Origin of the sequence: Sphingorhabdus sp. (assembly GCF_044374345.1) — a bacterium.
Classification (GTDB): Bacteria; Pseudomonadota; Alphaproteobacteria; order Sphingomonadales; family Sphingomonadaceae; genus Sphingorhabdus_B.
Genome location: NZ_JBILOS010000071.1, coordinates 1 through 10,475 on the forward strand (window position 1 = coordinate 1; position 10,475 = coordinate 10,475).

Consider the following 10,475-nt stretch of genomic DNA (forward strand, 5'->3'; position numbering starts at 1 on the left):
CCGTCGTAATGGCCGGAGCCCATACCGTTTGCATCTGCACCTTAAAGAAGCGGCGCACTTCTTTCATATATAGGGTTTGCAGCCCAATCCAGTTTACGGTGCGGATGTGCCGTTCGCCGTCGCGCAGTTGCACAACGGGGTTCGCGTCCCTATCTGGGCCAATATCGCTTTTATGGTGGATAGTCATCGCGCAATCGACTATCGGCTTGCAGGCTTAACCGCAAGGCGCAAATGCGCCGCGACTGCGGTATAACACATTAGATATTGGGAAAGTTTCTATGTCCTGGACCGACCAGCGGATTGATCAGTTAAAAGCGCTTTGGGAAAAAGGCCTGACCGCAAGCCAGATTGCCGAAGAGCTTGGCGGTGTCAGCCGCAATGCCGTTATCGGTAAGGCCCATCGCTTGGGACTAAAATCGCGCCCGTCGCCTGTGAAGGCCAACGACACCGACAAAAAAGCCGCGCCGAAAAAGCCGGCTGCTGCAGCGCCTGCAAAGGCTCCGGCCCCCGCGGCACCTGTGCGCCCACGCGCCGCAGCCCCTGTGGCTGAGCCTGTCGCGCCCGTGCGCGCAGATGACGACGCTGCCGAAGCACCAGCGCCGCGCGCATCGTCGATGCCACGTATTGTGTCGATCGGACCTGGCGGTTTCATGCGTCAGGGCCCCGGCGATCAGCAAGCCCCCATTCCGCCAGCACCGCCACGCCGCCTTGTCCCTGCAAAGCCAAGCCCCGAAATGGCGGACAAAACATCATTGCTGGATTTGAACGAGCGCATTTGCCGTTGGCCCTTGGGTCACCCCGGTGAAGCCGATTTCCATTTCTGCGGTGTCCCGGTAAACCCCGGATTTCCGTACTGCGTCGAACATTGCGGCCGTGCCTATCAGGCGCAGCTTCCACGCGGTGTCCGCCGTCCTCCGCCGCCAATGCCGTTCGGCGGACCAAGGGTTCGTTAAGGCTATGGTGAGATAAAGCATGGATCATCCATTTGCGGATCTCATCGGTTTAACATTAGATCAACAAGGCGGCGGCAGCAGCACATTTTCGCTGTCGGTCGATGATCGGCATTTAAATCCGCACGGTGTTGTGCATGGCGCTGTCCTCTACGCAATGGCGGATACAGGCATGGGCGCGGCGCTTTATTCGACACTCGATGCTGGATATGCGTGCGCGACAATTGATATCTCGATCAGCTATTTCCGGCCCGTCGCGCAGGGCCAGTTGCTGTGCGAAACCGTTTTGGACAATAAGGGCCGAACCATTGCCCATTTAACCGCCCGTATCACGCAGAATGACAAGTTGGTTGCGCAGGCAAGTGGCAATTTCGCCATTATGTCCATGCCCCCGGAAAGACGCTGATCCGGTTTATTTCCACAGCCGAGTTTCGTTCGGCTGTTGCGCCGCCAACTCCCCCGCGCCTATAGCATGGTTATGACCGATGACCTGTTTGGCGGCAGCGCGGCCGCCACTGCCGCATCCAATGATTATACTGCTTCCGCAATTGAAGTGCTGGAGGGGCTTGAGCCGGTTCGCCGTCGCCCGGGCATGTATATTGGCGGCATCGACGAACGCGCCTTGCACCATCTCGCGTCCGAAGTGCTCGACAACTCAATGGACGAAGCCGTCGCCGGCCATGCCAGCCGTATTGAGGTGCATTTGGGCGTTGGCAACCGGCTGACCATCACCGACAATGGCCGCGGCATTCCGGTTGATCCCCATCCGAAATTTCCTGACAAATCGGCGCTTGAGGTCATTCTGACGACCTTGCACTCCGGCGGTAAGTTCACAGACAAGGCCTATGCAACATCCGGCGGATTGCATGGCGTCGGCGTTTCCGTCGTCAACGCCCTGTCGACCGATACCCTGGTCGAAGTAGCCCGCAACAAGCAATTATATCGCCAACGCTTCGCGCAAGGCCATCCGGTCGGTAAGCTGGAAGAGCTTGGCCCCACCCCCAACCGGCGCGGAACCACCATAGCGTTCACGCCTGATCCCGAAATTTTCGGCGCCGATGCGAAGTTCAAACCCGCACGTCTGTTCAAGCTTGCGCGGTCGAAGGCGTATTTGTTCGCTGGCGTCGAAATTCGCTGGCGCTGCGACGCGGAACTCGCAAGCGCAGATGTCCCTGCCGAAGCGGTGTTCCAGTTCCCCGGTGGCTTGTCCGACCATTTGCGCGAACAGCTTGGCACCCGCGCCTGCGCGACCACGGAGTTTTTCTCTGGCACGCAAGATTTCCCCGATGCGCAAGGCCGCGTCGAATGGGCGATTTCGTGGCCGCTGTATTCCGACGGTTCGTACAGCTGGTATTGTAACACCATTCCCACCCCCGACGGCGGCACCCATGAAGCGGGCGTGCGCGCGGCGCTGACCAAGGGCTTGCGCGCCTTTGGTGAATTGATTGGCCAGAAAAAAGCGGCGCAGATATCGGCGGAAGACATTTTCAACGAAGCCGAATTGATGTTGTCGGTTTTCATCCGCAACCCGCAATTCCAAAGCCAGACCAAAGACCGGCTGACCTCACCCGAAGCCACGCGCTTGGTGGAAAACGCCGTGCGGGACCATTTCGACCATTATCTTGCCGACAATATGGAACGCGGCAAGGCGTTGATGGGCTTCATCCTGGAAAAGGTCGACGACCGCCTGCGCCGTAAGGCAGAGCGTGAGGTCAAACGCAAAACCGCAACTTCAGGCCGCAAGGTGCGTCTGCCCGGCAAGCTGACCGATTGCGCATCGGATGACCCAACCGGCACCGAATTGTTCATCGTCGAAGGCGACAGCGCTGGCGGCAGCGCAAAGCAAGCGCGTGACCGCAAGACGCAGGCGATTTTGCCGATCCGGGGTAAAATCCTGAATGTGGCGTCGGCCACCGCAGACAAAATCCGCGCCAACAACGAAATCGCTGATCTTCAGCTCGCGCTGGGCTGTGGCACGCGCAAGGACTGCAACCCAGACAATCTGCGCTATGAACGCATCATCATCATGACCGATGCCGATGTCGACGGCGCGCATATTGCGACCTTGTTGATGACATTCTTCTTTCAGGAAATGTCCGAAATCGTGAAGGCCGGGCATCTCTATCTCGCGCGGCCGCCTTTGTATCGCCTGACGCATGGCAGCCAAAGCGTCTACGCCGCCGACGACGCGCACCGCGCCGAATTGGAAGCGACCGTTTTCAAGGGCAAGAAAGTCGATGTTGGCCGGTTTAAGGGGTTGGGTGAAATGAACCCGAACCAGTTGAAAGAAACGACGATGGACCCCGCGACCCGCTCGCTGATCCGCATTACTTTGCCGCATGAATATGAACGGCGTGCTGTCGTAAATGACCTCGTCGACCGCCTAATGGGCAAAAATCCGGAGCACCGGTTCAACTTCATTCAGGAAAATGCCGCGCAACTGGACGAGGACACGATTGACGCGTGATCGGGCGGGTTCATTACCCAGCCGCCGCGTTTAAGTTGCCGTCAAAGCCTCAACCAAGGCCTTGACCTTTTTCTGCCGCCATTGCGGCAAGGGCGCGACCAGCCAATAGGCTTCTTCGCTTTCCTTCGCATTGTCGACCGCGCGTATTTTTCCGCTCGCCAAATCGGCTTCGGCCAAAAGCAACGGTACGGTGGCCCTGCCCAGCCCGATCGCGGCCGCGTCAATCGCAAGGCCGGCGTCGGCGAGGCGAAGCGCAGCCACGCCGTCGGCCACGGGGCAATTGGGCCAGCTAATCGGCGTTTCCGCCCCGCCTTCGGGTGCAGCGACGGTCACATACGCGCCAGCGGCCAGCTTGATACCTTCATGCTCGCCGGGGCCAGTGGCCAGCCGGATGGCGAGGTCGAGATTGGCTTCGGTAAAATCGACAACCTCGTCCGCGGCCACCAAAGTGAAGCGGGTGTCGGGATTTGCTTTGCTGAATGCCGCCAACCGCGCGGCCAGCCATTTTGCGGTAAAATCGCGCGGCGCAGCGATGGTCAGCGAATTGGAGGATTGCCCCGCCTGCATCGCGCGGACCGACTCTTCGAACTGCAAAAAGCCCGCACGCAGGGCATCAAGGCCATTTGTCGCCTCATCCGTGAGCTCAAGCCCCTTGGGCGTCCGGCGGAAAAGAACGACGCCCAACATATCTTCCAACGCGCGAATCTGTTGTCCGACAGCCGCTGGCGTCACCGCAAGTTCGTCCGCCGCCTTGGTAAAGCTTAAATGCCGCGCAGAAGCGTCCAGCACGCGCAAACCATTTAAGGGCAGATGCGTACGCTTCATCGGATGCTCAACGCGCTATGGCCGGGGCGACCAGCGTAAAGCGTGGGATTTCGGCGAGGAAGGTCGTGCCATCTTCGCGGATGAAACGATATTGTCCTTCCATCATGCCGCTGGGTGTCGGCAGCGGGCAGCCCGACACATAATCATGGCTTTCGCCGGGTTTCAGCAACGGCTGTTCGCCGACCACGCCATCGCCATCGACATGGTTGATTGTGCCGCGACCGTCGGTGATGCGCCAATGCCGCGTCATCAATTGCACGGGTTCATCGCCGCCATTTTCGATGCGGATATGATAGGACCAAAACCAGCGCCCTTGCGCGGGCGCCGATTGCTCTTCCAGAAAGTTGGGCGACACGCGGACGGTCACGCCCTCGGTCGTTGCGCTGACCGCAAAGAAGGAATCGAGGATGCTCGTCACAGCCCCGCAGCCCTGAGCGCCTGATCCAGATCGTCGATCAGATCGGCAGGATCTTCCAAGCCAACATTGATGCGGATCATGCCTTCGCCAACGCCCATAGCTTCGCGGCCTTCGGGGCCCATGCCATGGTGGGTGGAGGACGCGGGGTGGCACATCAGGCTGCGCGCATCGCCGATATTGTTCGAAATATCGATCAGCTGCAACGCGTTGAGCAAGGCGTGCGCCTGTTTACGGCCACCATCGACCTCAAATGCAAAAATCGGTCCGCACGCTTTCATCTGGCTCATGGCGAGATTATGCTGCGGGTGGCTCGCAAGACCGGGATGCATGATATGCGGCACGCGGCCTTCAAGGAATTTGCCAACAATAAGCGCGTTTTCCGACTGCCGCATGGCGCGCAGTTCCAGCGTTTCCAAACCCTTGTGCACAACCCAGGCGTTGAATGGCGACAGATTGGGTCCGGTGTTGCGCTGAAACGGCAACAGCACGTCATCGATCCATTGTTGCGAACCACAGACCGCGCCGGCAAGCACGCGGCCCTGCCCGTCCATCAGCTTCGTTGCGCTATAGGCGACAACATCTGCGCCATAATCCATCGGCCGTTGCAGCACGCTGGTGGCAAAGGCATTGTCGACCACCGTGGTGATGCCATGTTCTTTGGCGAGGCCGCAGACATAGGCCATGTCGACAATGTCCATCGTCGGGTTGGCTGGCGTTTCAAAGAAGAAAACCTTTGTGTTCGGCTGAATCGCCGCTTTCCACGCATCATTGTCGCGGCTGTCGATCGTGGTCGTGCTGATGCCCCATTTGGGCAGCAACGTGTCCGTCAACCAACGGCACGAGCCAAAGGCCGCGCGGGCGGCGACCACATGGTCACCTTGCGACAACTGGCACAGCAACGCCGTTGTCATTGCCGCCATGCCCGTGGCTTGCGCGCGGCATGCCTCAGCCCCTTCCATCAGCGCAATGCGTTCCTCCAGCATTTGCACCGTCGGGTTTTGCAACCGCGAATAGGTCATGCCGTCCTGCTCACCCGCAAAACGGGCCGCTACGGTTTCCGCATCATCATAGGTAAAGCCAGACGAGAGGAACAACGCCTCCGATGTCTCACCATGTTCGCTACGCCATGTACCACCACGCACTGCCTGTGTGGCAGGACGCCAATGCCGGGTGATTTCGCGATTCTGGCCAGTGGTTTTCTTCATAAGTTCGCTTTTCGGGGAGTGTAGGGTTCAGGTCAAGGCAGCAAGCACCGCATCGCCCATTTCGCTGGTGGACATCGTCCCGCCAAGATCGGGCGAGCGGGCACCAGCGGCGAGTGCTTTGGCGACCGCCGCGTCAATGCGGTCGGCCATTTCCGGCAAGTTGAGCGAGTAACGCAGCATCATCGCGGCGGACAAGATTGTCGCCAACGGGTTGGCCTTGCCCTGCCCCGCAATATCGGGCGCACTGCCGTGGATGGGCTCATACAGACCCTTTTGGTTGCTATCGAGCGAGGCGCTGGGCAACATGCCAATCGATCCGGCACACATGCTCGCCTGATCGGAGAGGATATCGCCAAACAAATTGCCGGTGACGATCACGTCAAACTGGCCAGGGTTGCGCACCAGCTGCATCGCGCAATTGTCGACATACATATGGCTGAGCGCGACGTGCGGATATTCGGCGTGGGTTTCAATCACCACATCGCGCCACAGTTGCGAGGTTTCGAGCACATTGGCCTTGTCCACCGAGCATAATTTTTTGCCGCGCGCCATCGCGGTTTCAAAGCCGACGCGGGCAATGCGGCGCACTTCATCCTCATTATAGGACATGATGTCATAGCCTTCACGCTTGCCATCAGCGGTTTTGCGCATGCCCTTTTCACCGAAATACACATCTCCATTCAATTCGCGCACGATGATCATGTCGATCTGCGTGGCGACTTCGGGACGAAGCGCGCTGGCGTCCGCCAGTTCGGGAAACAAGGTCGCGGGCCGCAAATTGGCGAACAAGGACAGTTCCTTGCGCAGCCCCAATATCGCCTGTTCGGGGCGCAAATGCCGTTCCAACGCATCGCAATCGGGGTCGCCGACAGCGCCAAACAATATCGCGTCAGCGCGCTTTGCAAGGTCCAGCGTTTCGGGGGGCAGCGGATGGCCGGTTGCCTTATAGGCCGCGCCGCCAACCAACGCGTCTTCAAAGGCCAGTCCGTCAATCGCCAACGCGTCCAATACGCGACGTGCTTGGGTGATGACTTCGGGACCAATTCCGTCCCCGGGTAATAAGGCAACTAACAAGGCGGCATTCCTCAAAAGAAACCGTAGTGCTGAGCCTGTCGAAGCACGCCTGTCGATATGGCGATGCCTTTACGCGCCCTTCGACAGGCTCAGGGCCACGGTGTTGAATTCATGCCTCCCCTGCCAAGTGCAGCGCGGTTATGCAACTGCCCTTTTCAGGCGCTCTACCAACCGTTCGCGCGCGGCCATGACATCGGCGCGGCGGTCACCCAGAACATGCGCGACCAAGTGCTTGCGGTTTTGCGCCATCATCGCCACCGGCGCGCTGTCTGCATCATGTTCTTCGGCATAGCCAAGTTCGGCCAGCAACAAGGTTTCATATTGCGCAATCGCCCCCGCCCAGACCCGTGCGGCAGGGGCAAGCTCAATCGCCGACAGCAACCCGTCGCATGCGCTGTACACGCGGGGGTATGGCACGCCTTCGGCCAGCGTTGCCGCGGTCAGCGCGGTGACCCAGTCAATCGCCGCAATCGCCAGCGGTTCGCCCAACAAATGCGCGCGGCTGTGCAGCGGTTCGGGCGTCAGGCGCGCCAACTGCCCCGTTATGCGCGTGCGCCATTCGCCGGTGATGACATTGCCGGGGATCAGCACAGGCCGCAATTGCCGCCCCCGCGCGCCTTGCACATAGCCCGCGAGCATGCCGTAATCTTCGGAAAACGCGCGCACGATGGCGCCGGTCTCGCCGTGATTACGGACTGCACAAATGATCGCGGATGCCGTTATGTCCATAGGCCCTCATGCCAACACTGCCGCATGAGGGGAAGCTCTATCCTGCGTCGCTGTGTTCGCCGCTGATCATGAACAAGGTCACGCCTGCATATTTTTCGGCACCAGTGTCGAATAAAGGATCAATTTCGAACAACTGCTCGGTCAGTTTCAAATCATTGAGGCCAAGCAAATGAAACGCGCCCAGCTTTTTCTCACGCGGCGGTTCACCATGCTTTTCGAGCGCAATCGCGTCGATAAACAGCGCATTGTTCTTGGAATAGAGCACGTGCGGCGCAAGCTTCATCGCCACATTATTATAGGTGGCGGTCACACATTTTTTGAGCGCGATAGCCTCAAGCAGCAATTGGTTGGTCGTCATCGGCGTAGATTATCCGACCAACCGGTGCGCGCAAGTGAAAATTGTGCAGTGCAGCATTTTCATCAATGCGTTTGCTTGGCATGCCCAGCGATCAAATCCAATATGCGGCCAACTTGCGAGGGCGGCAGATCATGCGCCATGTCGTCGATAATCTCCAGCCGTGCGCCGGGGATGTGGCGGGCGATATCCTCGCTGCCTTCTTTGGGCACGAGCGGGTCCGCCCCGCCATGGACAACAAGGGTGGGCACCTTAATCGTCTTGAGCCGGTCAACGCGGCTGCCATCGGCGATGATCGCCAGCAACTGCCGCCGCGTGCCAACCGGATAATAGCCCCGGTCGAACGCTTTGGCGGCCATTTCGGCGTGGGCATTTTCAGGGCGCGCTGGATCGGGGAAGGAAAACGCACTGACCAGCTCGGCTCCGAACGCGACAGCCTCCTCTCGGCTGGCGTCTGGCGGGCGCTTGACCATGAATTGGCGCTGGATATCGGGGCGCGCGCCGGGAAGCCCAGCCTTGCCACTCGACGACATAATCGAGGTCATGCTCAACGTCCGTTGCGGGTAATTGGCTGCGATCAATTGGACGATCATCCCGCCCATCGACGCGCCGACCACATGCGCCTTGTCGATGCCCAGCGCATCCAGCAGTCCAATGCCGTCTGCCGCCATGTCACCCAGCGTGTACGGAACGCGCACCGGCAGCCCTATTCGCGCCTTGAACATCGTCCAGACCAGATGGGGCGTCTTTGCCCCCTCCATCCGCTGTGACAGGCCTACGTCGCGATTGTCATAAAGGATGACGCGGTAGCCCTTGCTTACAAGGCCGTGAATGAACTCATCGGGCCACGCAATCATCTGCGCACCAAGACCCATGACGAGCAGGATGACCGGACCATCGGCTGGGCCGTTTTCCTCATAATATATATCGATATTATTGGCGCGGATATTTGGCATGATGTTCTCCCCTACCCGCCATTCTAATCAGCTGCGTGCCAACTGCAAGGCCACATCATCCGCCCGCATGGTAGAAATCATACACGGTCTGCGCCACGGCGGCGGACACCCCGGGTGCTTTCTGCAAGTCTTCAAGGCTGGCATTGCGCACCGCGCGCGCGGTGCCGAAATGCAGCAATAAAGCCTTTTTGCGCGAAGGCCCGACGCCCGGCACTTCATCCAGCGGGCTTACGGTTATCGCCTTGCTGCGTTTCGCACGGTGTGCGCCAATGGCGTAACGGTGCACCTCATCGCGCAGGCGTTGAAGGTAGAAAAGAACTGGCGCGTTCACCGGCAAGGTCAATTCGCGTCCGTCGGGGAAGTGAAAAACCTCGCGGCCATCACGGCCATGATGCGGGCCTTTGGCAATGGCGATCAACGGCACGTCATCAACACCGATTTCCTCCAGCGCCGCCTTCACGCTGCTCATCTGCCCCTTGCCGCCGTCGATCAGCACAAGGTCAGGCCACTGCCCGCTGTCACGGTCGGGATCATCTTCCTGCGCGCGCGCAAAGCGGCGCTGGAACACCTCACGCATCATCGCAAAATCGTCGTCGGTCGCGGCCTGTTTGATGTTAAACTTGCGATACTGGCCTTTGATAAAGCCTTCGGGTCCGGCAACGACCATCGCGCCAAGCGCATTGGTGCCCTGAATATGGCTATTGTCGTAAATCTCGATGCGGCGGGGCGGTTCGGGCAGTTCAAACAGGTCCGCCACCTCTTGCAGCAACTTGCCCTGCGTCGTGCTCTCTGCCAGCCGCCGGTCCAGTGCCTCTTCGGCGTTGCGCGTCGCCTGTTTCACCAGCCGCACGCGGTCGCCGCGCTGCGGCACGCTGATTTCAATCTTGCGTTCGGCGCGTTCGGACAATGCCTCCGCCAACAGATCGGCCTCGGTCAATTCGCGGTCGAGCAATATGTTTTTGGCGGGCGGCACATCTTCGTAAAATTGCGCAAGGAAGCTGGTGAACACTTCATCCTCAGTCATTTCGGCAACATGGGACGGGAAAAACGAACGATGCCCCCAATTTTGCCCGCCGCGGATGAAAAACGCCTGAATACCCATCACGCCATTGCGGTGCGCCAAGGCAAAGATATCGGCATCGCCAACGCCTTGCGCGTTAATCGCCTGCGACCCTTGAATGAAGGTCAGCGCCTTCAACCGGTCGCGCAACATGGCCGCACGTTCGAAATCAAGCGCTTCGGCCGCGCCTTCCATTTCCTTCGCCAGCTTTGCCTGCACGTCAGAAGATTTGCCGTCGAGGAAGGATTTGGCATCGGCGACCAGACCGTCATAGGATTGGTCATCAATCCGGCCAACGCAGGGCGCGGAACAGCGCTTGATTTGATACAACAGGCATGGCCGGTCGCGGTTGTTGAAAAAACTGTCCGAACAGCTGCGCAACAGAAAAAGCTTTTGCAACGCATTCAGCGTCTGGTTGACCGACCCCGCGCTGGCA

Annotated in this window: 11 protein-coding genes and 1 pseudogene; 3 read left to right on the plus strand and 9 right to left on the minus strand. The window is 59.3% G+C overall.

Annotated features, from left to right (window positions below; all coding sequences use genetic code 11):
* Positions 1-187 (minus strand): annotated as a pseudogene (locus ACIQ5B_RS08035) (multidrug ABC transporter permease); the annotation flags it as partial.
* 91 nt (positions 188-278) lie between these two features.
* Between ACIQ5B_RS08035 and ACIQ5B_RS08040 the strand changes: the two are divergent.
* The 3 genes from ACIQ5B_RS08040 to parE all read left to right on the plus strand — a co-directional run bounded on the left by ACIQ5B_RS08040 (position 279) and on the right by parE (position 3,417).
* Positions 279-953 (plus strand): GcrA family cell cycle regulator, encoded by a 675-nt coding sequence (locus ACIQ5B_RS08040; protein WP_324477732.1) that lies wholly within the window; start codon positions 279-281, stop codon positions 951-953.
* A 19-nt stretch (positions 954-972) separates the two neighbouring features.
* Positions 973-1,356, plus strand: coding sequence for a PaaI family thioesterase (locus ACIQ5B_RS08045; protein WP_397598556.1), 384 nt, complete (start codon positions 973-975; stop codon positions 1,354-1,356).
* A 72-nt stretch (positions 1,357-1,428) separates the two neighbouring features.
* Positions 1,429-3,417: a DNA topoisomerase IV subunit B gene (gene parE / locus ACIQ5B_RS08050; RefSeq protein WP_397598557.1), complete on the plus strand. Its 1,989-nt coding sequence runs from the start codon at positions 1,429-1,431 to the stop codon at positions 3,415-3,417.
* A 30-nt stretch (positions 3,418-3,447) separates the two neighbouring features.
* On the opposite strand, the gene ACIQ5B_RS08055 is transcribed toward parE, so the two are convergent.
* From ACIQ5B_RS08055 to uvrC, 8 genes are all read right to left on the minus strand, one after another.
* Entirely contained in the window at positions 3,448-4,242 is a 795-nt protein-coding gene (locus ACIQ5B_RS08055; protein ID WP_397598558.1) for a LysR family transcriptional regulator, read from the minus strand.
* A gap of 7 nt (positions 4,243-4,249) precedes the next feature.
* The gene (gene apaG, locus ACIQ5B_RS08060; protein WP_397598559.1) at positions 4,250-4,660 is read right to left on the minus strand and encodes a Co2+/Mg2+ efflux protein ApaG; all 411 of its coding nucleotides are present in this window, start codon (positions 4,658-4,660) and stop codon (positions 4,250-4,252) included.
* Positions 4,657-5,865 (minus strand): trans-sulfuration enzyme family protein, encoded by a 1,209-nt coding sequence (locus ACIQ5B_RS08065; protein WP_397598560.1) that lies wholly within the window; start codon positions 5,863-5,865, stop codon positions 4,657-4,659. Before ACIQ5B_RS08065 ends, apaG begins: the two co-directional genes overlap by 4 nt.
* Positions 5,866-5,892: 27 nt before the next feature.
* Positions 5,893-6,939, minus strand: coding sequence for a 3-isopropylmalate dehydrogenase (gene leuB, locus ACIQ5B_RS08070; protein ID WP_397598561.1), 1,047 nt, complete (start codon positions 6,937-6,939; stop codon positions 5,893-5,895).
* Positions 6,940-7,077: 138 nt separating this feature from the next.
* A complete protein-coding gene (locus tag ACIQ5B_RS08075; RefSeq protein ID WP_397598562.1) occupies positions 7,078-7,668 on the minus strand; it encodes a DNA repair protein RecO in 591 nt (196 codons plus the stop codon).
* A 37-nt stretch (positions 7,669-7,705) separates the two neighbouring features.
* The gene (locus tag ACIQ5B_RS08080; protein ID WP_397598563.1) at positions 7,706-8,026 is read right to left on the minus strand and encodes a hypothetical protein; all 321 of its coding nucleotides are present in this window, start codon (positions 8,024-8,026) and stop codon (positions 7,706-7,708) included.
* Positions 8,027-8,088: 62 nt separating this feature from the next.
* On the minus strand, positions 8,089-8,979 hold the full coding sequence (locus tag ACIQ5B_RS08085) for an alpha/beta fold hydrolase (RefSeq protein WP_397598564.1): 891 nt from the start codon (positions 8,977-8,979) through the stop codon (positions 8,089-8,091).
* A 55-nt stretch (positions 8,980-9,034) separates the two neighbouring features.
* Positions 9,035-10,475 (minus strand): excinuclease ABC subunit UvrC (gene uvrC, locus ACIQ5B_RS08090; RefSeq protein ID WP_397598565.1); only part of this gene is annotated, 1,441 nt, incomplete at its 5' end.

Excerpts from the sequence above, each read along its gene's own strand:
- ACIQ5B_RS08040 (WP_324477732.1), top strand. The coding sequence starts at position 279 with ATGTCCTGGACCGACCAGCGGATTGATCAGTTAAAAGCGCTTTGGGAA.
- ACIQ5B_RS08045 (WP_397598556.1), top strand. The coding sequence starts at position 973 with ATGGATCATCCATTTGCGGATCTCATCGGTTTAACATTAGATCAACAA.
- parE (WP_397598557.1), top strand. The coding sequence starts at position 1,429 with ATGACCGATGACCTGTTTGGCGGCAGCGCGGCCGCCACTGCCGCATCC.
- ACIQ5B_RS08055 (WP_397598558.1), bottom strand. The coding sequence starts at position 4,242 with ATGAAGCGTACGCATCTGCCCTTAAATGGTTTGCGCGTGCTGGACGCT.
- ACIQ5B_RS08065 (WP_397598560.1), bottom strand. The coding sequence starts at position 5,865 with ATGAAGAAAACCACTGGCCAGAATCGCGAAATCACCCGGCATTGGCGT.
- ACIQ5B_RS08075 (WP_397598562.1), bottom strand. The coding sequence starts at position 7,668 with ATGGACATAACGGCATCCGCGATCATTTGTGCAGTCCGTAATCACGGC.
- ACIQ5B_RS08080 (WP_397598563.1), bottom strand. The coding sequence starts at position 8,026 with ATGACGACCAACCAATTGCTGCTTGAGGCTATCGCGCTCAAAAAATGT.
- ACIQ5B_RS08085 (WP_397598564.1), bottom strand. The coding sequence starts at position 8,979 with ATGCCAAATATCCGCGCCAATAATATCGATATATATTATGAGGAAAAC.